Source organism: Stenotrophomonas lacuserhaii (assembly GCF_014836545.1).
Taxonomy (GTDB): Bacteria; Pseudomonadota; Gammaproteobacteria; order Xanthomonadales; family Xanthomonadaceae; genus Stenotrophomonas; species Stenotrophomonas lacuserhaii.
Map to the genome: position 1 here is coordinate 1 of NZ_JACSQS010000008.1, position 25,652 is coordinate 25,652.

The 25,652-nt window shown below is 67.1% G+C and carries 20 protein-coding genes; 8 read left to right on the top strand and 12 right to left on the bottom strand.

Translation table 11 applies throughout. The features are described 5' to 3' along the window. Positions 1–466: 466 nt before the first annotated feature. From H9654_RS09200 to H9654_RS09225, 6 genes are all read right to left on the bottom strand, one after another. A complete protein-coding gene (locus H9654_RS09200; RefSeq protein ID WP_123700595.1) occupies positions 467–2,377 on the bottom strand; it encodes a potassium transporter Kup in 1,911 nt (636 codons plus the stop codon). Between the two features lie 41 nt (positions 2,378–2,418). Then, entirely contained in the window at positions 2,419–3,012 is a 594-nt protein-coding gene (gene ruvA / locus H9654_RS09205) for a Holliday junction branch migration protein RuvA (protein ID WP_042613465.1), read from the bottom strand. 13 nt (positions 3,013–3,025) lie between these two features. After that, positions 3,026–3,547, bottom strand: a complete 522-nt coding sequence (ruvC, locus tag H9654_RS09210; protein WP_191770592.1) for a crossover junction endodeoxyribonuclease RuvC — start codon at positions 3,545–3,547, stop codon at positions 3,026–3,028. 8 nt (positions 3,548–3,555) lie between these two features. Continuing rightward, positions 3,556–4,281 (bottom strand): YebC/PmpR family DNA-binding transcriptional regulator, encoded by a 726-nt coding sequence (locus H9654_RS09215; protein ID WP_101098836.1) that lies wholly within the window; start codon positions 4,279–4,281, stop codon positions 3,556–3,558. Between the two features lie 94 nt (positions 4,282–4,375). Continuing rightward, complete coding sequence (locus H9654_RS09220; protein WP_191770593.1) at positions 4,376–5,008, bottom strand: esterase/lipase family protein; 633 nt, start codon at positions 5,006–5,008, stop codon at positions 4,376–4,378. Then, a complete protein-coding gene (locus tag H9654_RS09225) occupies positions 5,005–6,003 on the bottom strand; it encodes a hypothetical protein (RefSeq protein WP_191770594.1) in 999 nt (332 codons plus the stop codon). The genes H9654_RS09220 and H9654_RS09225 overlap by 4 nt, the downstream gene beginning before the upstream one ends. A gap of 348 nt (positions 6,004–6,351) precedes the next feature. On the opposite strand from H9654_RS09225, the gene H9654_RS09230 reads away from it, so the two are divergent. Together H9654_RS09230 and H9654_RS09235 are read left to right on the top strand one after the other, a co-directional pair. Continuing rightward, positions 6,352–6,741, top strand: a complete 390-nt coding sequence (locus tag H9654_RS09230) for a CesT family type III secretion system chaperone (RefSeq protein WP_191770595.1) — start codon at positions 6,352–6,354, stop codon at positions 6,739–6,741. 16 nt (positions 6,742–6,757) lie between these two features. Continuing rightward, positions 6,758–8,584: a hypothetical protein gene (locus H9654_RS09235; protein ID WP_191770596.1), complete on the top strand. Its 1,827-nt coding sequence runs from the start codon at positions 6,758–6,760 to the stop codon at positions 8,582–8,584. 12 nt (positions 8,585–8,596) lie between these two features. Here the strand turns inward: H9654_RS09235 and H9654_RS09240 are convergent, their stop codons facing one another. Then, entirely contained in the window at positions 8,597–9,151 is a 555-nt protein-coding gene (locus tag H9654_RS09240) for a GNAT family N-acetyltransferase (protein WP_191770597.1), read from the bottom strand. An 84-nt stretch (positions 9,152–9,235) separates the two neighbouring features. Further along, positions 9,236–10,987, bottom strand: a complete 1,752-nt coding sequence (aspS, locus tag H9654_RS09245; protein ID WP_191770598.1) for an aspartate--tRNA ligase — start codon at positions 10,985–10,987, stop codon at positions 9,236–9,238. A gap of 159 nt (positions 10,988–11,146) precedes the next feature. Between aspS and H9654_RS09250 the strand changes: the two genes are divergently transcribed. Further along, positions 11,147–11,899: a DUF3011 domain-containing protein gene (locus H9654_RS09250; RefSeq protein WP_191770599.1), complete on the top strand. Its 753-nt coding sequence runs from the start codon at positions 11,147–11,149 to the stop codon at positions 11,897–11,899. Positions 11,900–12,047: 148 nt separating this feature from the next. On the opposite strand, the gene H9654_RS09255 is transcribed toward H9654_RS09250, so the two are convergent. Both H9654_RS09255 and H9654_RS09260 read right to left on the bottom strand, forming a co-directional pair. Next, the gene (locus H9654_RS09255; protein WP_191770600.1) at positions 12,048–12,695 is read right to left on the bottom strand and encodes a hypothetical protein; all 648 of its coding nucleotides are present in this window, start codon (positions 12,693–12,695) and stop codon (positions 12,048–12,050) included. 46 nt (positions 12,696–12,741) lie between these two features. Beyond that, positions 12,742–12,978, bottom strand: coding sequence for an FmdB family zinc ribbon protein (locus tag H9654_RS09260; RefSeq protein WP_191770601.1), 237 nt, complete (start codon positions 12,976–12,978; stop codon positions 12,742–12,744). A 118-nt stretch (positions 12,979–13,096) separates the two neighbouring features. Here H9654_RS09260 and H9654_RS09265 point away from each other — a divergent pair, with 118 nt between their 5' ends. Then, on the top strand, positions 13,097–14,338 hold the full coding sequence (locus H9654_RS09265; RefSeq protein WP_191770602.1) for an MFS transporter: 1,242 nt from the start codon (positions 13,097–13,099) through the stop codon (positions 14,336–14,338). A 68-nt stretch (positions 14,339–14,406) separates the two neighbouring features. Then, on the top strand, positions 14,407–16,653 hold the full coding sequence (gene ggpS / locus H9654_RS09270) for a glucosylglycerol-phosphate synthase (protein WP_191770704.1): 2,247 nt from the start codon (positions 14,407–14,409) through the stop codon (positions 16,651–16,653). A 121-nt stretch (positions 16,654–16,774) separates the two neighbouring features. Here ggpS and blaL2 read toward each other — a convergent pair whose 3' ends face one another. Further along, complete coding sequence (gene blaL2, locus H9654_RS09275; RefSeq protein WP_191770603.1) at positions 16,775–17,671, bottom strand: L2 family extended-spectrum class A beta-lactamase; 897 nt, start codon at positions 17,669–17,671, stop codon at positions 16,775–16,777. Positions 17,672–17,849: 178 nt separating this feature from the next. Here blaL2 and H9654_RS09280 point away from each other — a divergent pair, with 178 nt between their 5' ends. After that, complete coding sequence (locus H9654_RS09280) at positions 17,850–18,713, top strand: LysR family transcriptional regulator (protein ID WP_191770604.1); 864 nt, start codon at positions 17,850–17,852, stop codon at positions 18,711–18,713. A gap of 429 nt (positions 18,714–19,142) precedes the next feature. Here H9654_RS09280 and H9654_RS09285 read toward each other — a convergent pair whose 3' ends face one another. Beyond that, a complete protein-coding gene (locus H9654_RS09285; protein ID WP_191770605.1) occupies positions 19,143–21,008 on the bottom strand; it encodes an ABC-F family ATP-binding cassette domain-containing protein in 1,866 nt (621 codons plus the stop codon). 327 nt (positions 21,009–21,335) lie between these two features. Between H9654_RS09285 and H9654_RS09290 the strand changes: the two genes are divergently transcribed. Together H9654_RS09290 and ybaL are read left to right on the top strand one after the other, a co-directional pair. After that, positions 21,336–23,717: a TonB-dependent receptor plug domain-containing protein gene (locus H9654_RS09290; protein ID WP_191770606.1), complete on the top strand. Its 2,382-nt coding sequence runs from the start codon at positions 21,336–21,338 to the stop codon at positions 23,715–23,717. A 127-nt stretch (positions 23,718–23,844) separates the two neighbouring features. After that, positions 23,845–25,548, top strand: a complete 1,704-nt coding sequence (ybaL, locus tag H9654_RS09295) for a YbaL family putative K(+) efflux transporter (RefSeq protein WP_191770607.1) — start codon at positions 23,845–23,847, stop codon at positions 25,546–25,548. The last annotated feature ends 104 nt before the right edge of the window (positions 25,549–25,652 follow it).

Sequence of the window (25,652 nt, forward strand, 5' to 3'; positions counted from 1 at the left end):
CGGGGGACGGCAAAAACTGCGTCCATGCGGGCCTCGTTTCGCGCCATCCATGGCGCTCAACGCCCCCGCCCAGCCCCACCGCCCGGCCCCCTGACAGGTTCCGTGGCCGCCAGCCGCGTAATAAAGAAAAAGGAAAAGCGGTAGCGCCGAGCCGTGCTCGGCGAGCGCAGCGGGCCGTTGGCGGAAACATCCCGCCGACCATGGGTCGGCGCTACCAGGACCGCATGGTCCAAGGCCGCCATGGGCCTGTCGAAGGTGGGGCGGGGAGGCTGTGCAGGACCGTCTTTTCGCATGGATGCGAAAAGCGAGCCCCCAGGGACGGGTTCACGGCGTGTCCTGCACAGCCTCCCCGCCCCGCCAACAAGCAGCCCCGCAGCTCTCGCCGTTGCCGTTGCCGTTGCCGTTGCTGTTGCTGTTGCCGTTGCCGTTGCTCACGCTGAAGCAGCGCGCAGCGCGGAAAACTCCCTTAGATCTCGACCTGCGCGCCCAGTTCCACCAGCCGGTTGCCGGGAATCCGGAAGAACCCCGTTGCCGGCGCGGCGTTGCGATGCATCAGCGCGAACAGCTTGTCGCGCCAGATCGGCATGCCGCGGTTGGCGGTGGCCACGATCGTCTCGCGGCTGGCGAAGAACGTGGTGTCCATCGGATCGAAGTAGATCCCGCCGTGGTCGCATGAACGCATCAGCGCCAGCGGCACGTCCGGGGTCTCCATGAAACCGAACTTGACGTAGACCCGGTGGAAATCATCGCCGACCGATTCGATCTTCAACCGGTGCCCCTCCGGCGCGTACGGCACCGGCAGGGTCACCACGTGCAGGAACACATTGCGCTCGTGCAGCACCTTGTTGTGCTTCAGGTTGTGCATCAACGCGTGCGGCGCCACGGTCGGGTCGGCGGTCAGGAACACCGCCGTGCCCGGCACCCGGACCGGCGGCGCCAGCATCAGCCCCGGCAGGAAGGTATCCAGGCGGATGCCGTCCTTGCGGATCTCGTCGCGCAGCAGCTCGCGGCCACGCCGCCAGGTGCGCATCAGGGTGAACAGCAGGATGCCCAGCACCACCGGGAACCACGCGCCCTGCATCAGCTTGGCGCCGTTGGCGATCACGAAGCCCAGGTCGATGATGAAGAACACCACGCACAGGGCGACGATCCAGTGCCGTGATTTCGGCCACAGGCTGCGCGCCACCAGGGCCAGCAACAGGGTATCGATCAGCATCGTGCCGGACACCGAAATACCGTAGGCCACCGCCAGGTTGGACGAGCTCTGGAACGCCAGCACCAGCCCGATCACCATCACCGCCAGGCCCCAGTTGATGCCGGGGATGTAGATCTGGCCGATGGTGTCGTGCGAGGTGTGCTTGATCCGCATGCGCGGGATGTAGCCCAGCTGCATCGCCTGGCGGGACACAGAGAACGCCCCGGTGATGACCGACTGCGAGGCGATCACCGCCGCCATCGTGGCCAGGATGATCATCGGGTACAGCGCCCAGTCCGGCACCGCCTCGAAGAACGGGTTCTTCACCGCTTCGGGATGCTCCAGCACCAGCGCGCCCTGGCCCAGGTAGTTCATCACCAGGCACGGCAGCACGAAGAAATACCAGGCGTGGCGGATCGGCTTGGCACCGAAGTGGCCCATGTCCGCGTACAGCGCCTCGCCCCCGGTGACCGCCAGCACCACCGCGCCGAGGATGAACACCCCGTGCCAGCCATGGTCCATGAAGAACCGGATCGCCCACCACGGGTTGAAGGCTTTCAGCACTTCAGGGGCGTCGACGATGTTGTACAGGCCGATCGCCGCCAGCGAAATGAACCAGATGCTGGTGATCGGCCCGAACGCCTTGCCGATTTTTTCCGTGCCGAAGCGCTGCGCGGCAAACACCGCCAGCAGCACCACGATGGTGATCGGCAGGATGAAGCGATGCAGGCCGGGCGCAGCGATTTCCAGGCCTTCCACCGCGCCCAGCACCGAAATGGCCGGAGTGATCACCCCGTCACCGAAGAACAACGAGGCGCCGAAGATGCCGAGGATGCCAACCACGTACGCCGAGCGCGAGCCCTTGCTCAGCGTGCGCTGGGTCAGCGCCATCAGCGCCATGATCCCGCCTTCGCCCTCGTTGTCGGCGCGCATGATGATGGTGACGTACTTCAGGGTCACCACCAGGATCAGCGCCCAGAACGACAGCGACAGCACGCCCAGCACGGTGTCATGGTCGCTGGTCAGCCCGTAGTGGCCGGAGAACGCTTCCTTCAGGGTGTACAGCGGGCTGGTGCCGATGTCACCGAACACCACGCCGATCGCACCGACGACCAAAGCCATGCTGCTCCCGGTGGGGGCATGGCCGTGGCTGCCATCTTGCGGGTTGCTGGGGGTGGACATGGCGGGGCTCGGTGGGAGTATCGAAAAGGAAAAGGGCAGGCTCAGCGCAGCGCCGACTGCAGCGCCTTGCGGATGACCATGGCGACGTCGTCGCCCTCGGCATTGGCATCGCGCGCCATGCGCGCCGCCTCGGCCGGCTTGTAGCCGAGCTGCTGCAGCGCGACGGTGGCTTCGGACACCGGATCGGCCGCGGCAGGGCCACTACTGGACGGCAGTGCGCCGCCTGCGCCCAGCTGGGCGGCACGGTCGCGCAGTTCCAGCACCATGCGCTCGGCGGTCTTCTTGCCGATACCCGGGATGCGGGTCAGCGCGGTGACGTCCCCGGACTGCACCATCCGCACGAACTCTTCCACGCTGGCCGCCGACAGCACCGCCAGCGCGATCTTCGCACCGATGCCGCTGACCTTCTGCACGTCGCGGAACAGGCGGCGCTCGCCATCGCGCAGGAAGCCGTACAGCGACACGCTGTCCTCCTTCTGCGCGTAGTGCGTGTACAGGATCACCTCGCGGCCGATGTCCGGCAGGTCATAGAACGTGCTCATCGGGGCTTCCAGCTCGTAGCCGACCCCGTTGACGTCCACCACCAGCCACGGCGGCGCCTTGTAGGCAACGATTCCACGCAGGCGACCGATCATGCAGCAGTGCTCCTCATTTCCGGCCCCACGCCTGGCGGGCGCTGAGCCCCAGGCGGTTGGCCGTGGCCCGTACGTGGGCATGGGTGATGGCCACGGCCAATGCATCAGCGGCGTCGGCCTGCAGCTTCGTCTTCAAGCCGAGCATGAGCCCGACCATGTGTTGGACCTGTTGTTTTTCCGCTCCGCCGCGCCCGACGACCGCCAGCTTGATCTCGCTGGCCGCGTACTCACTGACCGGCAGGTCGCGCAGGACCACGGCCGAAATCGCCGCCCCGCGGGCCTGGCCGAGTTTCAGCGCCGAATCCGGGTTGCGCGCCATGAACACCTTTTCGATGGCCACTTCCTGCGGCTGGTACTCAACGATCAGATCGGCCAGTCCCAGCACCAGGATCTTCATCCGCTGCGGGAAATCGTCTGCGCCTAGCAACACCAGCGGCTGGTGGTGGACATGGCTGACACGGCCGGCCGCATCGACGTCGATGATGCCGACCCCGGTACGTTGCGAACCGGGGTCGATGCCGAGGATGCGGGTCATCGACGGGCTTAGGCGTGCGCGCCGAGATCGGCGTTGGAGTAGACATCCTGCACGTCGTCGAGGTCTTCCAGCATGTCCAGCAGCTTCTTCACCTGCAGGGCGGTGTCGCCCTCCACGGCAATATCGTTGTCGGCGCGGAAGGTGATTTCGGCGTGGTCGCTCGGCAGGCCGGCGGCGGCCATCGCATCGCGCACGGCGTGGAAGGCGTCCGGCGCAGTGACCACGTCGATGGAGGCGTCATCGGGATAGACCACGATGTCGTCCGCACCGGCCTCGATGGCGGCCTCGGTGATGCGGTCTTCGTCCGCGCCCGGCGCATAGCTGATGACGCCGAGGCGCTTGAACATGAACGCCACCGAGCCTTCGGTGCCCATGTTGCCGCCGCACTTGCTGAACGCATGGCGGACATCGGCGACGGTGCGCACCTTGTTGTCGGTCAGGCAGTCGACGATCACGGCCACGCCGCCGGGCGCATAGCCCTCGTAGCGGATCTCTTCGTACTCGACGCCTTCCAGCTCGCCGGTGGCCTTCTTGATCGCCCGCTCGATCACGTCCTTGGACATGTTCGAGGACAGCCCCTTGTCCATCGCCACGCGCAGGCGCGGGTTGTTGTTGGGGTCGCCTCCGCCACCACGCGCGGCAACGCCGATCTCGCGGATGATCTTGGTGAAAATCTTGCCGCGCTTCGCGTCAGACGCGTTTTTGCGGCCTTCGATGGAGGGACCTCTACCCATGGGGGCTTCCGTTTGGCAGCTTCAGGAACAGGGCGCGGATTCTACCTGATCGGGCGCCACAACCGTGTCCACCCCGCCGCAGGACCCGGGGCGGTCAAGCAGCAGCGGAGGCCTGGCCCGGATGAAAGCGTCCGTGGCGCAGGAACTGCGCGGTCTGCCGCGCTGCCTCCAGCGAGAACACCAGCCCGCTGTGGGAACAGCGCACGACACAATGGTCGGCCAGTCCCGGCAAGCGGGTCTCGGCCAGTGCCACGGTGCCGTCGGAGTCTCCCTCCAGTGCCCCCAGCAGGCTGCCGAGGCCGTGCGGAACACAACCGGCGATCAGTCCCACCTTCGCCTCGCCCTGCCAGTCCGGCAGCCCATCCAGCAGCAGTCCGCTGCTGCGCCCGAGCGCTGCGGCCCAGCCGTGTTCGGCCAGGATGCGGGCGGTGCCACTGCCGCGCAGCGGCGACCCCAGGCAGACCACCCGCTGCACCTGCAGTTCCGGCGCCTGGCGCAGCGCCTCCAGCGCCACCAGCCCGCCCAGGCTGTGGCCCACCAGCGAGACCGGCCCGCGCTGCTGCAGGCGTTCCAGCAATTGCGGTACGGCCACTTCGGGGCCACCCAGCACGCTTGGATAGCCGAAGGTCTCGACCTGGAAGCCGCGCGCGCGCAGGCGCCAGGCGAGTGGGCCGACCCAGGCGCGGGCGTTCCAGATGCCATGCAGGAGCAGGACGGAGGGCTTCATGTTTCCAGTTTGACGCATCTGACCATTCGGGGCGACCGCTGTGGCGGGCCATCATGGAACTCGATCAGGTTGCCGACCTGTCGCGGCTGCAGCGTCTGCCGGACGTCGAGCAGGGGCCGCCCCCCCACCCAGGCGAGCAGCGCGACGGACTCGCCACCATCCAGGTTCAGGGAAACGTTGGGCGGCGATTGCTGGCGGTCCAGCCGGGCCATGACCGCCGAAAACGCCGTAAGTGACCAACCGGAGTCGGCGCAGCTACGGTCGCCCATCGGGGCCGCGACGAGCCGGATGCGACCACTTCCAGCGCTGGATGGCAGGCTGATCGCAGCCCGTGGGTTGGCATCATGTGCGTGCCACAACACACCGGGCGGAACCAGATCGCCCCGCTCGAAACAGAAATCGGGCGGCAGGCGGTACATCGGATTACCTGCGGCCTTGATCCCGAATACCGGCTCACCGCCCTCTGCCAGAAGGGGCGCACTGGCGAACGAGGAACCGTCGGCGAACATCATTTGATGATAGTCGCCTGCAAACGCCGAAGGCACGGGCAACGCCGGCTGCCGCCTTCCCCCGGACGTGTTCAGCGGCCCGATCGGCCGCGGTTCGGGTTGGGCGCTGCAGGCGCGCTGGCGGTAATTGAAGTAGCCGCCGTTGATACGCACGCACGTGCCTGCACGGTTACCGCCGGCAGGTGCCGCGCAGGGGTCGAGCAACGCTTCGCCCTGCACGACGCTGCCGCTGAAACGGCGAGGATCCAGGCTTATCCAGGCAAGCAGCTTTGCGGCGCGGGCGGCCTGCGGCGCAGCCGGAACCTGCAGCCCCATCCTCTCCAGCAACGCGGGTGGTCCTTCCAGTCGCACGGCGATCATCCCTGGCGCGAGCGTGGTGACAGTGATGGCGCGTCGCACGCGCCCGCCCTCCACCACGGCGCGCCAGCGCCCGGCCGTGCGTGCCTCAGCCAGACTGCGGTTGCGCACGCCGGCAGGTTTCAGCACGCAGGGGCACTTCATGGAAGACGAGGACGAGGACGCGGGAGGGAACACGGGAGAGAGGGGTGGCTCCGCTGGCGGAGACGGGGAAGTAGTCATGGGATCCACGCTGAAGATGCTGCAGGGATGTCGCTTTCAGCAAGCGCCGCTCAAGGAGGCTGCGAGCCTCCGAAATGGCGCGTGTTGAAAGATGATTGAATCCTGTAATTGCACCATGGGTAATGCTGATTTACCCGCCGAAATTGCCACTCGAAATCTTCGATTTGATTGACTTTGCAGTGGTTAACGCATGACTCAGGCTTCCCCGCTGCGCAATGTGCAGGCTATGGCTCCGTTTCCCGAACCTGTATCACGATGACCGCTTACACACCGGCGTGGGCGCTGCCGATCCTGCAGCGCGCCGCGCACCGCCTGCCCCTGCCTCTGGACGTTCCCGCTGCTGCCTACACGCTTCTCGACGAAGGCGCAGTGGAATGGCACCTGGAAGTCACCGACGACCACCTGCTGCTGCACTGCCAGCTGGCCGATGATGGGCTGCGCTGCAATGAACACCGGCTGCGCGCCCTGCTCGCCCACCACCACGACCCGCACGCCATGGGCGGCGCCTGCATCGCCCTGGACATCAGCAGCGGTGTGCTGCGGCTGGTCCAGGCCCATGCCCGCGAGTCGCCCGCCCTGGATGACCTGCCAGGTGCATTGCAGCGCCTGCAGTGCATTCGCCGCCACCTGCTCGCCTCCCTCTGACCCTTCGGACCCCCACATGCCGACGTTGACCATTTCCCAGACCTCCCCCGCCCTGTCGCCTCCTGCGCCGCCGCATGCGCCGGCGTCTCCCATCCACGAGCACGCCTCGCTGCTGTTCTGCGCGGCCGGACCGGCCGCGCCGGTCCTCGACCAGTCGCGTGCCGCAGCCGAGTTCGACGTCGGGCGTGATTCGCAGAAGTTCATCGCCGGCTGGCCATGCGTCACGATGATGGGCCGCAGTATCGAAATACCTGCCGCAGAACAGCGGATCCGTCCGGCGACCTTCTTCTCTGCGGCCAACCCTGCCGACAGCGCAACCCGCGAGCTGTATCTGCAGGCCTACCAGAGCCATTCGCACGACAACCAGAGCGTCCGTCAGGAAATTGGCCAGGCCGCCTTGGCCCAGGTGCGGGAGCAGGCGCAGCGCCTGGACCTGCAGCTGCCCCTGCAGGACGTCAGGACACGACAGGCCTATCGGATGGACGCCGCCACCGGCCAGGGCGTGCCGTACCTGCATGCCCGCGACATGCCGTTCCGCGCGGCGCTGGATGCCGCCGATGCAGCAATCCACACCTTTCTGCCGGGCTACGCCACGGGTGATCGCTATTCATTGATCCTCGCCACGTTGATCAATCCACGGCTCAATGTGTCCATCGCCTACAGCCGCGGCAACGCCGCCGAAGAACATCATGCCCGCGAAGCCTTCGAGGTCATCCGCAGCGCGCTGGGGGCCAGCGGGCAGCAGGATGCAGCGCATCGCGTGTCGCTGTACGAATACACCGGTGCAAGCCTGAAGAATGCGCGTGAATCGCTGGACGACAGCGCTACGCGTGCTGATTTCAAGCACGTGGCAGGTGCGCCCTCGCCGCTGGTCGGCGGCGACGCGCATGAGGCCACGCACGTGTTCCACATATCCGCCACGACCGAGCTGATCGCGCGTCGCTTCCGCGATCCGGACCTGTCGCCTGAAGCGCGCTGCATCGCTGTCCGCGACAAACTCATCGCGCTGGTCCACCCGGTCGAGCGCGAACGCATCGATGCACTGGTCGACACGGTCGTCGCCGAACAGGGCATCCAGCCCGGCGCGGCCGCGTTGTGGATCGCCGATCGCGAATACGCCAACGCCCGCGAGGCAGAGGCGATTTCACGGCCAATGATGTTCGAGCAGATCGCCGACGCACTGGACCACGCAGGCTCCCCGGTGTATTGCATCGCCGATACTTACATCAACCGCGCACGCGATGAGAACGGCGAGGATCGTCTCACCGACCGCCATCCGTACCGACCGAAGCTGCATCCCCATATCGGCCGCTTCTGGGCAGCGGAACTGAATGGTGAGCGCGTGCTGGCCCCTCGGGAGCATCAGTGGTACTTCATGCACAAGCTGCTGGATACCGTCGGTGGCCCGGTGATCGGCATCCGTAGCGGCGCACTGGAACCGTTCGCGCTGATGGGACACCAGGTGATCTACCTGGAGCACAAGGACATGTTCACCCCCGAACGCCACGCCTGCTGGCAGGGCGTCATTCCCTACCACCGGCTGATCACCAACCACACCACGGGCTACCTCAACAAGGAAAGCGAAACCTTCCGCGACAACGCGCTGCGCAGCCTGCTCAGCGAGACCCTGCAGCGCAGGCTGGAACGGGGGGCCGCAGATCCGCAGTACGGTCCTTGGCCCGATCGGCAGCAGTCGCTCTCCCGGATGGAGGACGACCTGGCCCGCGGCATCCTCAGCAGCAACGAACTGAAACTGCTGGTAGCGATGACGCGCAGCCGCACAACGGCGATGCAGACCGCCGCGTTGCCCGGAACCTTCGGCGCCGCACCACGCGCCAGCTGATCTGGACGGTGCTTACGCTGTCGCCGGGGTATCGGCGGCAGCGACCAGCGGCCGCCGCAGGATGAACTCAAGGTCGTTGGTTTCACCGACCGGGAACAGGTACTCGCCCACTTTCTGGAAGCCGTAGCGGGCATAGAAGCGCTGCGCGCCGAAGTTCTCCGACCACACCCCCAGCCACAGCGGGCGCGGGCCATCGCGCTCCAGCCAGGCCAGCGCGGTCTCCAACAACCGGCTGCCCCAGCCGCAACTCTGCTCGGCCTTGATCAGGTACAGCCGCTTCAGTTCGCCGTCGCCGGGCTGCACGTCCGGATGCGGCAGGCCGCACGGACCGGCCGCCGCATGGCCGATCGCCACACCGTCATGTTCCAGCAGCCACACCGCGTAATCCGGGTGCGCCAGGATGATCCGCTGGCGCTCCAACGCGTAGTTTTCGTCGAGGAAATCCTGCAGGTGCCGGGGCGGATACAGATGGCCGAAGGTCTCGGTGAAGGTGCGCGCGGCCAGCACCGACAGGATCGCAGCGTCGTCGACGCTGGCACGGCGGATCGCATAGGAACCCTGGACCATATGCTTGCCTCGTAGCATCAAGCCGTCGCGACGGCGTGGTTGGGAAAGGCTGCCGGCCTGTGCACGACAGCCCCTGGAGCGGCCTCAGCCCTTCTTGGGACGCACCTGGATGTGCACTTCGGCCAGCTGCGCATCGGCGATCGGCGACGGTGCATCGGTCATCAGGCACTGCGCGCCGGTGGTCTTCGGGAACGGGATGACGTCGCGGATCGACTCGGTACCGGCCATCAGCGCGGCGATGCGGTCGATGCCGAAGGCGATGCCACCGTGCGGTGGCGCGCCGTAGTTCAGCGCATCCAGCAGGAAGCCGAACTTGGCACGGGCTTCTTCGGCATCGATGCCGAGCAGCTCGAACACCGCGCTCTGCATGTCCGGACGGTGGATACGGATCGAACCGCCACCGATCTCGTTGCCGTTGAGCACCATGTCATACCCGCGCGACACCGCGGTCTTGGCATGCGCGCGCAGGTCGGCGATGTCATCCACCGCCGGCGCGGTGAAGGGGTGGTGCAGGGCGACGTAGCGCTGCGCTTCCTCGTCCCATTCGAACATCGGGAAGTCGGTCACCCACAGCGGGGCCCAGCCATCGGCGACCAGGCCGAAGTCCTTGCCCGCCTTCAGACGCAGCGCGCCCATGAAATCGGACACCTTGTTGTAGCCGCCCGCGCCGAAGAACACGATGTCCCCATTGCCAGCGCCGACGTGGGCCAGCAGCGCAGCAAAGCCGTCTTCGGTGAAGAATTTCTGGATCGGCGAGCTGACCTCGCCGGTGTCGCTGATCTTGATGTAGGCCAGGCCCTTGGCGCCGTATTTGGCGGCGTGGGCGGCGTACTCGTCGATCTGCTTGCGGCTCAGGCTGCCACCGCCCGGGATGCGCAGCGCGGCGACGCGGCCGTCGGCATCGTTGGCGGCCGTGCTGAACACCGGGAACCCGCTGGACTTGACCAGCTCGGCCACGTCCACCAGTTCCAGCGCGATGCGCAGGTCCGGCTTGTCCGAGCCATAGCGACGCATCGCCTCGGCCCAGGTCATGCGCGGGAAGCGGGCGGCCAGCTCCACCTCGACCACCTCCTTGAAGATGCCGCGGATCATGTCCTCGACGAAATCCTGCACGTCCTGCTCGCGCACGAAGGCGAATTCCATGTCCAGCTGGGTGAACTCCAGCTGGCGGTCGGCACGCAGCGCCTCGTCGCGGAAGCAGCGCGCGATCTGGTAGTAGCGGTCGAAGCCGGCCACCATCAGGATCTGCTTGAACAGCTGGGGGCTCTGCGGCAGCGCATAGAACTCGCCCGGATGCATGCGCGCCGGGACCAGGAAGTCGCGCGCGCCTTCCGGGGTGGCCTTGGTCAGGATCGGGGTTTCGATGTCCTGGAAGCCACGCTCGTCCAGGTGGCGGCGCAGCGCCTGCACCAGCTTGATGCGGGTGCGCTGCATGCGCTGCATTTCCGGGCGGCGCAGGTCCAGGTAACGGTACTTCAGGCGGGTTTCTTCGCCCGGGTTCTCGTGCGCATGGAACGGCAGCGGGGCGGCCTTGTTGAGCACGGTGATGGCGGTGGCGATCACTTCGACCTTGCCGGTGGCCATCTTGTCGTTGACTGCGTGGCGGGCACGCACCACGCCTTCCACCTGCAGCACGTCCTCGTAACCGAGCGAGGCGGCCACGGCGAACACTTCGGCGTTGTCGACCTCCACCGTCACCTGCACGATGCCCTCATGATCGCGAAGATCGATGAAGCACACGCCGCCCTGGTTACGGGCCACGTCGGTCCAGCCGGCGAGGGTGACAGTCTGGCCGATCAGGGTCTCGTCGACCAGGCCGCAGAAGTGGGTACGCATGGGGGAAAGCTCCGCTGTTGTACGCCGGCGCCAGGAAGGACCGGAAAGCCCGTTATTCTGGGGCCGAGCCCCCACCGGGGGCAAATCCTTGGCAGTCACGCCGATTTAATCCAGTTCGTTCCTATATTCGCGCACCATCGACCGCTCGGGGATGTCGCCATGAACCGCTGGACCCTGGCCTGCCTGGCCGCCGCGCTTGCCTGCTCTGCCCCGCTGTTTCCCGCCCATGCCCAGATCGGCACCCGTGCCTATGCGCCGGAGAACCTGACCCAGCTTTCCAGCAGTGACCGGACCCGGGTGATCAGCCAGGAGTATGCCGAACAGTCCAACGGACGCCGTATTCCCGATGACCAGCTGCGGTTCTACCTGGCCCAGGTCAACTCTGGCTGGAGCTTTTCGCGCATCAAGCAGGACATCGCCACCTCGCTGCGCGGAGGTGGCAGCGGTGGCAGCAGTGGCAACGGCGGCAACTGGGGCGGCGGCGGGCAGAACGGCGGCAGCATCCGCTGCGAGAGCCAGAACAACCGCGAGCGGGTCTGCACCACGGGCTGGCGCAACGCCCGTCTGGTCCGGCAGATCTCCGGCACGGCCTGCGTGGAAGGCCGCACCTGGGGCACCCGCAATGGTGCGGTCTGGGTCAACGGCGGCTGCCGGGGCGAGTTCGCCGAAGCCCGCGGCTCCAGCGGAGGCAACTGGGGCGGCGGCTGGGGCGGGGCCAACAACAACTACAGCGTTACCTGCAGCAGCAACGACAAGCGCCGCTCCAGCTGCGCGTGGGAAGCACGCCGCGGCCGCCCGGTGCTGATCGAACAGCTGTCCGGCAGCGCCTGTCGCGAAAACCAGACCTGGGGCTACAGCAATGGCAGCCTGTGGGTCAGCAACGGCTGCCGCGCGCGCTTCGGCGTGCGCTGACCCGCTCCGGGTAATGACGGCCGCTGGCCGTCAGCTCCTGCTGCCGCTGCGCTCGCCGAGCATGGCTCGGCGCTACCCCTGCTTCGGTAGTGACGGCCGCTGGCCGTCAGCTCCTGCTGCCGCTGCGCTCGCCGAGCATGGCTCGGCGCTACCCCTGCTGGCCGCCGGGCGTGTGCGCGCCCCACGGCGCCGGTGGCAATGCCACCGGCCGCGAAAGGTCGAATACCACGCGGAAGCGTCGCCCATCGGGCCGGGTCAATTCGTAGACGAACTGCCGATCCGGATCGATCTCCATCGCCCAGGTGTTATGCGTGGACGCCAGCATGTCCGCCTTGCGGAACATCGCCACCGAATCGGTGTCGGCCGGGAACTCCTGGCGCTGCGCCGTACCCGGGCGCCTGCTGTCGCCGCCATACAGGCTGATCGCATCCGGGCTGCCGTCGGCATGCCGGTGGTCGTGCTTCAGGCGCAACCCGCTCTCGGTACGGCTCAACACCCAGGTGCGCGAATGGTCATCGCCGACGTGGAACGGTATCCGCAGCTGGTGGGCCGGGTCCTCGCAACCACGCACGTGCATCACCAGCCGTTTGCCCGCGAACGGGTCCGGGCCGGTGCTGGCGGGGTTGTCTTCCACCACCTGTCCCGTAAAGGCCTTGCCACAGTAGGCGGCCACGCTGGCAAGGAAAGCATCGGCCGGCGCGTTGGACACTTCCTGCGCCACCGGATCAGGGGAAGGGTTGCTGCACCCTGCAAGGGCCAGCAGCATCGTGAGGGAAGAGGTCCGGAGCAGGTTCATCGCTCCACCCTACCCAGCCAGGCTGCATGGCGCAAACCCTCTGTGCTTACTCGCTCTTGGCAGGTGCCACGGCTGCGGGTTTTTCCGCCAGGTTCTTCTTGTTGGAACCAAAATCGGTCTCATACCAGCCTCCGCCAGCCAGCCGGAACGAGGGCGCGGTGATCTGCCGCTTCACCGTTTCCTTGCCACAGGACGGGCACTGCGTGGGGTCTGCATCGGCAATCTTCTGCAGGCGGTCAAAGGCGTGGCCGCAGTCGGCGCAGGCGAATCCGTAGATCGGCATCGTAGTGGTCAGGTAGGAAATCAGGCGCGCATGTTAAGGCATTGCAAGCGGCCCGGCAGACCCCCTGTGTTAAGGTCGGTGACGTGTTTGCCAAACCTTCCCCACGAAGGTCGCACCCATGTTGCGGCTGACTTCACTGCTGCTTGGCGTGGCTTTGCTGCTTACCGGCGGCGGTCTGCTGGGCACCCTGCTGGCTGTGCGCGGCGGCCTGGAAGGCTTCAGCGCCAACGCGCTGGGCTGGGTGATGTCCGGTTATTTCGCCGGCTTCTTCGTCGGCACTTTCACTGCCCCGCCGCTGATCCGGCGCATGGGCCACAGCCGCGCCTTCGCCTTCCACGCCGCCCTCGCCACCATGGCGGTGCTGCTGCATCCGCTGTGGCTGGATCCATGGGGCTGGGGCCTGCTGCGGATGGTCACCGGCATCGCGTTGGTCGGCCTGTATACCGTCATCGAAAGCTGGCTCAACGCCGAACCCGATCCGCAGCGGCGCAGCCGGGTGTTTTCGCTGTACATGATGATCAACCTGTCCGCGCTGGCACTGGGGCAGGTGCTGTTGATGCTTGGCGATGCGGGCGCGGCGGCGATGTTCACCGTCACCGCGCTGCTGGTGTGCGCGGCGATGCTGCCGGTCACCGCCACCCGCCTGCAGCAGCCGGACGTGCCCAACGTGCCGCGCCTCAAGCTTGGCAACCTGTATACCCTGGCGCCGGTGGCCACCGTGGCCGCCGGCCTGTCCGGGCTGGCGATGGGTCCGTTCTGGGGCCTGTTGCCGGTATTCGCCGGGGACATCGGCCTCAGCGGCGATGGCGTGCCGTTGTTCATGCTGGCCGCCATCGCCGGCGGCGCCCTGCTGCAATGGCCGCTCGGCCGCATCAGCGATGGCCACGACCGGCGTATCGGCCTGATGACCGTAAGCCTGGCCGCCGCCGGACTGGCGGTGCTGGCGGCCATGCCATTGATCCAGCAGCAGCTGCACGTAATGTTCCTGCTGGTGTTCTGCTACGGCGGGCTGGTGTTTGCGCTGTACCCGTTCGCGGTGGCGCACATGCTCGATTACCTGGCCAGCGAAGACCTGCTGTCCGGCTGCAGCAGCCTGCTGCTGGTGCATGGCATCGGCGCGGCGGTCGGCCCGGCCATCGCGGGCGCGCTGATGAGCCGCTTCGGCGCCCCCGCGCTGCCGCTGTACTTCGCGGCCGTGTTGACCTGCCTGGCCGTCTTCACCGGCATGCGGCTGCTTTCGCACGCCCGCCTGCGTACCCATCCGGCACCGTTCCGCGCCATGTTGCGCACCACGCCTTCGGCGCTGGAGCTGATGCCCGAAACCGAAACTCCCCTCCACCCTGAAAAGGAAACGCATTGACTGTTGGAAGCCCTCCCTCTGCTACCGAACCCGTGATCCCCGCTGTTGAAACCGCAGCACCGCCGCAACTGATATTGGCCACCGACCTGGATGGCACCTTCCTGGCAGGCAGCGCCGAACAGCGCCACCGCCTGTACCGGCTGATCGACCAGCATCCCGGGATCCAGCTCATTTTCATCACCGGCCGCGGCCTGGAAGCCGTGATGCCCCTGCTGTCCGATCCCTCGATCCCGCGCCCGGACTACATCGTCTGCGATGTCGGTGCCACCGTGGTCGATGGCCACACCCTGCAACCCCTGCAGCCGCTTCAGTCGATGATCGAAGCGCACTGGCCCGGCGAGCACGTGGTGGCTGCCGCAATGCGCCCCTACACCGCGCTGCAGCGCCAGGACGTGCCACAGGAACGCCGCTGCTCGTACTTCTGCGATCCGAAGACGCTCGCACCGCTGCGCGCGCAGATCGAACAGACCGCACGCTCGCTGGGCTGCGATGTGCTGTATTCGGCCGACCGTTATCTCGACATCCTGCCGCCGGGTACCGACAAGGGACGCACGCTGGCCGCGCTGGCGCGCACGCTGGGGCTGCCGGTAGAGCGCATCCTGGTCGCCGGTGACACCCTCAACGACCTTTCCATGTACGTCGCCGGCTTCCGCGGCGTGTGTGTGGGCCAGTCCGAACAGGCACTGCTGGAGGCTACCGCCGGGCAACAGCGCACCCTGCACGCGCAGGCGCCCGGCTGCGGCGGCATCCTCGAAGCAATCACCCATTTCAAGCTGCTCGACGCCCGCGATCCCCACCTGGCCGCACCCGCGCCGGTATCGCACGACGGCGCCCAGCTGCTGATGGTCTACCATCGCCTGCCCTTCGATGAAGCGATCGAGGACGGCAAGCTGGTGCAGCGTCCGCCGCGCTCGCCGAACGGCATCATTCCCTCGCTGTTGAGCTTCTTCAAGGGCGGGCAGAAAGGCAGCTGGATCGCCTGGGGCATCGATGATCCCAAGCACCGGCCGTTCCAGCGCCACGTGCAGGTGGACCAGGCGCAATACCCCACCCTGCGCGCCACCCGCGTCCCCCTGAGCCGGCAGGAAGTGGACATCTTCTACAAGCGTTTTTCCAAGGAAGCGTTCTGGCCGATGCTGCACGTATTCTGGGAACGTGCGCGCTTCCGCGAAGACGACTGGCAGGTGTTCCTGAAGGTCAACCGCAAGTTCGCCGAAGCGACCGCGGCCGAAGCGGCGCATGGTGCCACCGTCTGGATCCACGACTACAACCTGTGGATGGTGCCGGCCTACCTGCGCGAGCTGCGCCCGGACGTCAAGATCGCCTTCTTCCACCACACCTATTTCCCTTCGGCGGATGTGTTCAACGTGGTGCCGTGGCGCCGCGAGATCATCGGCAGCCTGCTGTCGTGCGATTACATCGGCTTCCACATCCCGCGCCAGGTGGAGAACTTCGTGGACGTGGTCCGCGGTGCCGCACCGGTGGAGCGCCTGGCCTGGGAAAACTGCGCCCCGCGCTTCCTTACCTACGGCTGCGCGGTGGGGCTGGACACCATGACCACCCGCCTGCGCGTGGGTGATCGCGATGTCGCCTTGGGTGCCCATCCGGTCGGCACCGACCTCGGCCGCATCCACGACACCCTGGCGCGCAGCGACGTGCGCAACGACATCTTCAAGCTCCGCCGCGAAATCGGCGCGCGCAAGCTGGTGCTGTCGGTGGAACGGCTGGACTATACCAAGGGCACGCTGGCCAAGCTGGAAGCCTTTGAACGGGTGCTGGAGCAGCATCCGGAGCAGTGCGGCAAGGTCACCCTGCTGATGGTCTGCGTGCCGGCCGCACGCGAAATGACCGTGTACCGCACCCTGCAGAACCAGATCGAACAGGCGGTGGGCCGCATCAACGGCCGCTTCGCCCGGCTGGACTGGACGCCGGTGCGCTTCTTCGCCAAGGCCCTGCCGTTCGAGCAGGTGGTGGCGCACTATGCGGCCGCGCAGGTGATGTGGATCACCCCGCTGCGCGATGGCCTGAACCTGGTGGCCAAGGAGTTCATCGCCACCCACGGCATCGAAGGCAGCAACGGGGTGCTGGTGCTGAGCGAGTTCGCCGGTGCAGCCGCTGAGCTGAAAGGCGCGGTATTGACCAATCCGCATGATCCGGCCGATCTGGCCGCCGGCTTGATGCAGGCGCTGCTGATGCCTGAAGAAGAGGCCGAAGCGCGCCAGCGCCAGCTGCACGGCATCGTGGAGTACTACGACGTGGACCGCTGGGGACGCGAGTTCCTGGAAGCCGTGGAAGGCAGCGGCAAGGCCGCCTAGCTCCCGGTGTCGAGCAAGCTCGACACTGCTTACGTAGCGGGCGAGCTTGCTCGCCCCTCACAACGTAGCGGGCGAGCTTGCTCGCCCCTCACAACGTAGCGGGCGAGCTTGCTCGCCCAGGTCAGCCGATCATCCGCTCCGCCAGCGCGGCCACCCGGGCCAGCACCGCATCGCGCTGGCCGCTGTCCACGCTGGCGCCCTGCAGGTAAGCGGTGAGCACCCACGCGGTGCCACCGCCCAGCGGCCACAGCACGCCGATGTCGTTGCGCGTGTCCTTGCCGTTGCTGCCGGTCTTGTCACCGACCCGCCATCGCTCGCCCAGCCCGGCCCGCAGCGTCGCCTCGCCGGTCTCGTTGTCGATCAGCCAGTCCGCCAGCTGCTGCCGCGATGCCGGCCGCAGCGCATCACCGAGCACGAACCGCTGCATGCTGGCCGCGCTGGCGGCGGGACTGGTGGTGTCGCGCGGGTCGCCCAGCGTGAACCGGTTGAGTTCCGGCTCGTACCGGTCACTGCGGGTCACCGCATCACCGTGGGAACGCATGAAGGCCGTCAGCGCCGGCGGCCCGCCCAGGTGGCGCAGCAGCAGGTTCGCCGCCGGATTGTCGCTGGTCACCATCGTGGTGCGGCACAGGTCGCGCACGCTCAGGTCCTTGCCCACGTGCCGGCGGGTGGTCGGGGCGTGGTCCAGCAGGTCCTCCGCGCGCATCGGCAGCCGCTCGTCGAGGAAGCCCGGCTGCCGCTCGGCGCGGTGCAGCGCGGCGGCCGCGAGCATCCACTTGATCGTGCTGCACATCGGGAAGCGTTCGTCCTGGCGGTGCCCCACCCGCTTGCCGGTGCGGGTGTCCAGCAGGGTCACCCCGAGGCGCCCGCCGCTGGCTTTTTCCAGCGCGGCGAAGTCCGCAGCCGCGGCGATGGTGGCCACAGCCGGGCCGGGCGCGCTGCGTGCCAGGCCGGGAACGGCGAGTGATGACGCCAGCGCGAGGGCACTGGTCTGCAGGAAATGGCGGCGCGACAGCATGGGCGTTCTCCAGACGGTGAGGCCCCATGGTGGTCGCCGGCAGACCTACCGACCAGCGCGACCTTTCAGGGTAAGCCCCATGAAATTCTCATGGCTGGACGCTCAGGATCCGTGCCCCGCGACCAGCTGCCCGCAGCACGCTACCATCCGCCATCAATCCAGCTCAACACGGCATCGCATGTTGTCGCCTTCGCTTCCGCTCAACGCCCTGCGCGCCTTCGAGGCCGCCGCGCGCCACCAGAACCTGACCCGCGCCGCGCTGGAACTGTGCGTGAGCCAAGCCGCGCTCAGCCATCAGATCCGCGGCCTGGAAGACCGGCTGGGCGTTCGCCTGTTCCATCGACTGCCCCGTGGCGTGGCGCTCACCGATGAGGGCGCGGCGCTGTATCCGGTGATGAACGAGGCCTTCCAGCGGATCAGCCTGGCGCTGGCCCGCTTCACCGGCAGTGGCGAGAAAGAAGTCCTGACGCTGGGCGTGGTCGGCACCTTCGCCACCGGCTGGCTGTTGCCGCGGCTTGCCGATTTCCAAGCCGCCCATCCAGACATCGAGCTGCGCCTGCAGACCCACAACAACCGCATCGACCTGGCTGGCGAGGGCCTGGACCTGGCCATCCGCTTCGGCGAGGGCGACTGGCAGGGGCAGGTCTGCACGCGCGTGCTGCCCGCGCCATTCGCGCCATTGTGCGCACCGGGCCTGGCGCGCCGCCTGCGCGTGCCCGCCGACCTCGCCGGCCTGCCGCTGCTGCGTTCCTACCGCGCTGATGAATGGCCGCGCTGGCTGCAGGCCGCAGGCATCACGGGGGTGGAAGCGCGCGGGCCGGTTTTCGACTCCTCGTTGACCCTGGCTGCCGCCGCGACCAGCGGCGCCGGCATCGCGCTGCTGCCGCTGTGCATGTTCGAACAGGAACTGGCCGAGGGCCGGTTGCAGCAACCGTTCGCGCAGACTGTCGAGCTGGGCAGCTACTGGCTGACACGGCTGCGTTCACGCAGCGAACGCGAGCCCGCGCGGCGGTTCGCCGCGTGGTTGCGAGGCGCGGCCTGACGCACGTTCGTGCGGACCAAGGTCCGCACCTACCAAGACCGGCGCTTCGTGCGTGCGGACCACGGTCCGCACCTGGCAAGACCGGCGCTTCATGCGTGCGGACCAAGGTCCGCACCTGCCAAGACCGGCGCTTCACGCGTGCGGACCACGGTCCGCACCTACCAAGACCGGCGCTTCGTGCGTGCGGACCAAGGTCCGCACCTACCAAGACCGGCGCTTCATGCGTGCGGACCACGGTCCGCACCTACCAAGCCCGGCGCTTCACGCGTGCGGACCACGGTCCGCACCTGCCAGGCCCGGCGCTTCATGCGTGAGGACCAAGGTCCGCACCTACCAAGACCGGCGCTTCGTGCGTGCGGACCACGGTCCGCACCTGCCAGGCCCGGCGCGTCTGTAGGTGCGGACCTTGGTCCGCACGCGCAACGACGATCAACCTTCCAACAGCGCCATCCAGGCCGCTTCGGCCTTCTCCAGCAGCGCTGCGGTCGCTTCGCGCTCGCGCCCCAGCACCGCCATGCGCGTGGCATCGGCGTAGTTGGACGGATCGGCCAGCTGCCGGTCCAGTTCAGCCACGCTGGCTTCCAGCTCGGCCACCTTGCCCTCCGCAGCGGCCAGCTTGTGCGGGTTCGGCGCCTTCTTCTGCACCACCTGCACCACCGGCTCGGTCTTCACCGCCACCGGTGCAACGGCCTCGGCCAGCTTGGCCTTGGTGCCCTGCGCCTGCGGTCGCGTACGCAGCCACGCCGCGTACTCATCCAGGTCGCCGTCGAACGGTTCCACCACGCCATCGGCCACGCGCCAGAACGTGTCGCAGACCAGCCCGATCAGATGCCGGTCATGCGACACCATCACGATCGCGCCCTCGAAATCACTCAGCGCTTCGGCCAGCGCCTCACGCATTTCCAGGTCAAGGTGGTTGGTCGGCTCATCGAGCAGCAGCACGTTCGGCTGCTGGTAGGCGATCAACGCCAGCGCCAGCCGTGCGCGTTCGCCACCGGAGAAGCCATCCACCGACTCGAACGCGCGGTCACCGGCGAAATTCCACTTGCCGAGGAAATCGCGGAACGACTGGTTCGGCGCGTCCGGGGCGATGTCGCGGAAGTGCTCCATCGGCGACTGGCCTTCGTGCAGGGACTCCACGGTATGCTGGGCGAAGTAACCGATCTTCAGGTCCGGATGCGCGGCACGATCACCGCTGATCGGATCCAGCTCGCCAACCAGGGTCTTCACCAGGGTCGTCTTGCCGGCGCCGTTCGGGCCCAGCAGGCCGATGCGCTGGCCCGCTTCCAGGCCGAAGCCGACGTTGTGCAGGATCACCGAATCGGCGCCGTAACCGGCCTCGACATGGTTCAGGCGGATCAGCGAGAACGGCAGCTTGGCCGGCGGCGAGAACTCGATGCGGAACTCACGCTCGGCCCGCACAGCTTCCGTACCGGCCATCTTCGCCAGCCGCTTCATGCGGCTCTGCGCCTGCGCTGCCTTCGATGCGGTGGCCTTGAAGCGGTCGATGAAGCTCTGCAGGTGGGCGCGTTCGTTCTGTTCCTTTTCGTGCGCGATCTGCTGCTGGCGCAGCTGCTCCGAACGCTGGCGCTCGAAGTCGGTGTAGCCGCCGGTGTACAGCTTGGCGCCGCCGTTATGCAGGTGCAGCGTGTGGGTCGCCACGTTGTCCAGGAACTCGCGGTCATGCGAGATCAGCAGCAGCGTGCCGGGATACTTCAGGAGCCACTGTTCCAGCCAGTACACCGCATCCAGGTCCAGGTGGTTGGTCGGCTCATCGAGCAGCAGCAGGTCGCTGGGCATCATCAGCGCGCGAGCCAGGTTCAGGCGCACGCGCCAGCCGCCGGAGAACGAGGACACCGCACGGTGATGCGTATCAGCCGGGAAACCCAGGCCATGCAGCAGCTTGCCGGCGCGCGCTTCGGCATCGTAGGCACCGACTTCGGCCATCTTCGTATGCGCCTCGGCCACCGCTTCCCAGTCCTCGCAGGCGGTCGCGGCGGCTTCTTCGGCCAGCACTGCGGCCACCACCACGTCGCCGCCCAGCACGAAGCTCAACGCCGGGTCTGGCAGTGAGGGCGTTTCCTGGGCCACGCTGGCAATACGCACCTTGCCGGGCAGGTCAACATCACCCTTGTCGGCTTCCAGTTCGCCCTGCACGGCGGCGAACAGACTGGACTTGCCGGCACCGTTGCGGCCAACCACGCCCACCCGGTAACCGGCATGCAGGGTCAGGTCGACGTTGGACAACAGCAGCCGCTCGCCGCGGCGCAAGGCGAAATTACGGAGGGAGATCATCGGGGGGGTCCATATAACGGAATGGAATGTGCTGGTGAGCACCTTTCCTGCGACGCAATTCTAACGTTAACGAATACTTGACGTATCCCGGCAGCGCGCCCCGGTCGTTCCTCTCTCTCCCACGGAGGTCGGCCAGCGCTCTTCCGGGCCCCTCCCCTCGACGCTGTCCTTGCGGCTAAATCGTTGCTTCTGCAACGATTTTTTGACGTCACCGTCATTTGACAGCGGATTAAATTGTCGTTAATTGCTGTATTGCGCACCGCAACAACGCCGTCCCGCTCCCCGAGATGTCGCCCCGGTGCCTCCCCCAACCGGAGCCACGTCCTGATGACCCGCAAGACCAGCCAACTCGCCGCCGCCGTCGCCCTGGTGCTCGGCGCGTCCGCTTTCTCCGCCGCCGCACAGACCGCCAATACGCTCGACACGGTGATCGTCACCGGCACCCGCGTGGCCGACCGTACGGTCGCCGAGTCGCAGTCGCCGATCGACATCATCACCCCCGAGGCGCTGCAGTCCACCGGCACCTCCGAACTGGCCACCGCGCTCTCGCGCGCCCTGCCCTCGCTGAACTTCCCGCGGCCGGCGCTCACTGACGGCACCAGCGGCATCCGCCCGGCGCAGCTGCGTGGGCTGTCCCCGGACCAGGTGCTGGTGCTGGTGGACGGCAAGCGCCGCCACACCTCGGCGATGATCAACGTCAACGGCAGCATCGGCCGTGGCTCCTCGGCGGTGGACATCAACGCCATCCCGATCGGCGCCATTGAACGCGTGGAAGTGCTGCGCGACGGTGCTTCGGCCCAGTACGGTTCGGACGCCATCGCCGGTGTCATCAACATCGTGCTCAAGGGCAGCGGCAGCGGTGGCAGCCTGGCCATCGACCACGGCCAGTACGCGGCCGGCGACGGCAACAAGAACCAGCTCTCCGGCGACGCCGGTTTCACCTTCGGCGACGGCCGCGGCCAGGTCCACCTGGCGGGCCAGTACAGCCAGCAGGACGAAAGCAACCGCGCCGGCCCCTACCTGGGCACGACTCCGAATACCGGCAACTTCCCCGACATCGGCGAAAAGACCTTCGTGGTCGGCGATCCGCAGGTAGATGCATCGGCGGTCTCTGCCAACGCCAGTTTCGCCTTCAGCGACAACGTCACCGGTTACGCCAACGCACTGCTCAGCAACCGCGACATCACCTCCTTCGCGTTCTACCGCTCGCCCAACCACAGCGGCCAGACCGCCTTGCTGGCCCAGGTCTACCCGGACGGCTACGTGCCGCAGATCAACCAGTACTCCAAGGACCGTTCGGTCGTGGCCGGCGTCAAGGGCAGCACGGAAAGTGGCTGGACCTGGGACCTGAGCGGCAACCACGGCGAGAACACGCTCGATTTCCACACCCGCAACAGCATCAATTACAGCCTCGGCGCCACCAGTCCGAGCTCCTTCTACGACGGCACGCTGAAGTACACCCAGGACATCTTCAACGCCGACTTCACCAAGTCGCTGGACTGGGGACTGGCCTATCCGGTCACCTTGTCCTTCGGTGGTGAATACCGCCGCGAGACCTGGGAACAGCGTCCGGGTGAACCGGACTCCTACACCGGCAGCGGTGCGCAGGGCTTCGCCGGCTTCACCCCGATCAATGCCGTCGACGAGGACCGCGACAACTACGCGGTGTACGCCGGGCTGGAAGCGGACCTGACCGACAAGTTCTCCGCCGGTGTCACCGGTCGCTACGAGGACTACTCGGACTTCGGCGACAAGTTCTCCGGCAAGCTGTCGGCGCGCTACGCCTTCACTGACAAGGTCGCCCTGCGCGCCACTGCCTCCAGTGGCTTCCGTGCGCCTTCGCTGGCCCAGCAGAGCTACCAGGCGGTCACCAGCACGATCGTCAATGGCAGCTTCGTCGAGCGCGGCACCTTCCCGGCCGCCAGCGCCGCTGCACAGGCTCTCGGTTCGGCACCGCTGAAGGCGGAAACCTCCACCTCCTACAGCGTCGGCCTGGTGCTGCAGCCGATCGACCGCCTGTACCTGACCGTGGATGCGTACCAGATCGAGATCGACGACCGCATTGCGCTGTCGTCCAACATCACCACCACCGGCAACACCGCCGTGGCCGACCTGCTGACCGGCCTGGGCCTGCCGCAGGTCACCGCGTTCTCCTACTTCACCAACGGCCTGGACACCCGCACCCGCGGCGTCGATGCAGTGGCCAGCTACACCGTGCCGTTCAGCGCCAGCAGCCTGGAACTGACCGCCGCCTACAGCTACAACGACACCGAAGTGCAGAAGTTCGACGCTTCGCCGGCAGCCTTCCAGGCCCTCGGCATCACCCAGGCGCTGATCGGTCGTGACGAGATCGGCCGCATCGAAGACAGCTTCCCGCGCGACAAGGCCATCGTCAGCGGCACCTGGCGTTCGGATCATTGGGAGCTCGGTCTGGCCGCCACCCGCTACGGCAGCTTCACCGTGCGCAACTCGGCCACCGCCACCCGCGACCAGACCTACGATGCGAAATGGGTGCTCGATGCTTCGGCCAGCTACAAGCCCAGCGAGAACTGGACCCTGACCCTGGGTGCGGACAACCTGCTGGACGAATACCCGGACCGCACCGTGGACCTGCAGAACTCCACCTGGGGCATGCTGCCGTACAGCAACTACTCGCCGTTCGGCTTCAACGGTGCCTACGTCTACGGCCGCATCCGCTACACCTGGTAAGGGCCGCCGGGCCTGGCTCGGCGCGGTCGCTTGGAACTGCAACAGACGCCGGGCAATGCCCGGCGTTTGCCGTATCGGGGCCCATCGGTGAAAATCGGGACATCCCCCGATTCACCTGCGAGACCTGATGCACCATGACACCGACCTGATCAACATCGTTGCCGTTGGCCTCGGGCTCGCCTTCATCTTCGGCGCGCTGGCCAACAAGCTGCGCTTGTCTCCGTTGGTCGGGTATCTGGTTGCTGGCATCTGCGTAGGTCCATTCACTCCCGGCTTCGTCGCCGACCAGGCGCTGGCCAACCAGCTGGCCGAACTGGGCGTGATGCTGCTGATGTTCGGCGTCGGCCTGCATTTTTCGCTGAAGGACCTGATGGCGGTGAAGGCCATCGCCATCCCCGGGGCGATCGGCCAGATCCTGGTCGCCACCCTGCTCGGCTGGGGCGTGGCCAGCCTGATGGGCTGGCCGGCCATCCACGGCATCGTGTTCGGTTTCTCGCTGGCCACCGCCAGTACCGTGGTGCTGCTGCGGGCGATGGAAGAACGCCGGCTGCTGGAAAGCCTGCGCGGCAAGATCGCAGTGGGCTGGCTGATCGTCGAAGACCTGGCCTGCGTGCTGGCCCTGGTGATGATGCCGGTGCTGGCCGGCGTGTTCGGTCCCGATGCCGCCAAGCAGAACCACAGCATCGGCAGCGTGCTGGCCGACATCGGCTGGACCTTCGTGCAGCTCGGGTTGTTCGTGGCGGTGATGCTGGTGGTCGGCCGACGGGTCATTCCCTGGATCCTGGAACGCATCGCCGGCACCGGCTCGCGCGAGCTGTTCACCCTGGCCGTGCTGGCCATTGCGCTGGGCGTGGCGTTCGGCTCGGCGATGCTGTTCGGCGTGTCCTTCGCGCTGGGCGCTTTCTTCGCCGGCATGCTGTTGAACGAATCCGAGCTCAGCCACAAGGCCGCTACCGATTCACTGCCGCTACGCGATGCGTTCGCCGTGCTGTTCTTCGTCTCGGTCGGCATGCTGTTCAACCCGATGATCATCGTCGAGCACCCGTGGCAGGTGCTGGCGACGGTGTTGATCATCATGTTCGGCAAATCCGCCGCCGCGTTCTTCATCGTGCGCGCGTTCGGCCACCCGACCAGTACCGCGCTGACCATCTCGGCCAGTCTGGCGCAGATCGGCGAGTTCGCCTTCATCATCGCCGGCCTGGGCGTTGCACTGCAGATCCTGCCGCCCACCGGGCAGTCCCTGGTGCTGGCCGGCGCGCTGGTATCGATCATGCTGAACCCCCTGGTGTTCGGCCTGCTGGATCGCTGGCAGGCGCGCCAGCTCGCGCTGCAGCCAGCCGAACCGGAGCCGGAAGAGGCCGACGGCCCCTCGCGTGACCTGCACGACCATGCCATCGTCATCGGCTACGGCCGGGTCGGCAGCGAGCTGGCCGCAGTACTGCGCGACAAGGGCGTACCGGTGCTGGTCATCGATGACAACAAGGAACATGTGGAAAGCGCACATGCCGCCGGCATCGCGGCCATCCGGGGCAGCGCTGCAGCAGACAAGGTGCTGGCCGAAGCGCATCCGGACCGCGCCAAGATCGCCGTGCTGGCGATTCCGCAGCCGCTGGAAGCCGGTGAGGCATTGGCCAAGCTGCGCGCGATCAATCCCGGCCTGACCCTGCTGGCGCGTGCGCACAGCGACGCCGAAGTGCGACACCTGCTCGAACATGGTGCGGACGGCACGGTAATGGCCGAACGCGAGCTGGCGTACTCGCTGGCCGAGATGATCATGTCCACACCGCCGTATCGCACGATGGGCCAGCAGCACAGCATCCCGGTGGTGTGAGACCTGGCTGCCCAGGCGGCCGCCTTTGCGGGAATGTCCCCGGCCGACCCGCATCGGCCGGGGACTGCGTTGCCACGCCCTTGGAGAGGCAGCCCCACCGTAGC

Bases quoted from the DNA above. Each gene is read 5' to 3' on its own strand.
- H9654_RS09200 (WP_123700595.1), bottom strand. From the start codon at position 2,377: ATGTCCACCCCCAGCAACCCGCAAGATGGCAGCCACGGCCATGCCCCC.
- ruvA (WP_042613465.1), bottom strand. From the start codon at position 3,012: ATGATCGGTCGCCTGCGTGGAATCGTTGCCTACAAGGCGCCGCCGTGG.
- ruvC (WP_191770592.1), bottom strand. From the start codon at position 3,547: ATGACCCGCATCCTCGGCATCGACCCCGGTTCGCAACGTACCGGGGTC.
- H9654_RS09215 (WP_101098836.1), bottom strand. From the start codon at position 4,281: ATGGGTAGAGGTCCCTCCATCGAAGGCCGCAAAAACGCGTCTGACGCG.
- H9654_RS09220 (WP_191770593.1), bottom strand. From the start codon at position 5,008: ATGAAGCCCTCCGTCCTGCTCCTGCATGGCATCTGGAACGCCCGCGCC.
- H9654_RS09230 (WP_191770595.1), top strand. From the start codon at position 6,352: ATGACCGCTTACACACCGGCGTGGGCGCTGCCGATCCTGCAGCGCGCC.
- H9654_RS09235 (WP_191770596.1), top strand. From the start codon at position 6,758: ATGCCGACGTTGACCATTTCCCAGACCTCCCCCGCCCTGTCGCCTCCT.
- H9654_RS09240 (WP_191770597.1), bottom strand. From the start codon at position 9,151: ATGGTCCAGGGTTCCTATGCGATCCGCCGTGCCAGCGTCGACGACGCT.
- aspS (WP_191770598.1), bottom strand. From the start codon at position 10,987: ATGCGTACCCACTTCTGCGGCCTGGTCGACGAGACCCTGATCGGCCAG.
- H9654_RS09250 (WP_191770599.1), top strand. From the start codon at position 11,147: ATGAACCGCTGGACCCTGGCCTGCCTGGCCGCCGCGCTTGCCTGCTCT.
- H9654_RS09255 (WP_191770600.1), bottom strand. From the start codon at position 12,695: ATGAACCTGCTCCGGACCTCTTCCCTCACGATGCTGCTGGCCCTTGCA.
- H9654_RS09260 (WP_191770601.1), bottom strand. From the start codon at position 12,978: ATGCCGATCTACGGATTCGCCTGCGCCGACTGCGGCCACGCCTTTGAC.
- H9654_RS09265 (WP_191770602.1), top strand. From the start codon at position 13,097: ATGTTGCGGCTGACTTCACTGCTGCTTGGCGTGGCTTTGCTGCTTACC.
- blaL2 (WP_191770603.1), bottom strand. From the start codon at position 17,671: ATGCTGTCGCGCCGCCATTTCCTGCAGACCAGTGCCCTCGCGCTGGCG.
- H9654_RS09280 (WP_191770604.1), top strand. From the start codon at position 17,850: ATGTTGTCGCCTTCGCTTCCGCTCAACGCCCTGCGCGCCTTCGAGGCC.
- H9654_RS09285 (WP_191770605.1), bottom strand. From the start codon at position 21,008: ATGATCTCCCTCCGTAATTTCGCCTTGCGCCGCGGCGAGCGGCTGCTG.
- H9654_RS09290 (WP_191770606.1), top strand. From the start codon at position 21,336: ATGACCCGCAAGACCAGCCAACTCGCCGCCGCCGTCGCCCTGGTGCTC.
- ybaL (WP_191770607.1), top strand. From the start codon at position 23,845: ATGCACCATGACACCGACCTGATCAACATCGTTGCCGTTGGCCTCGGG.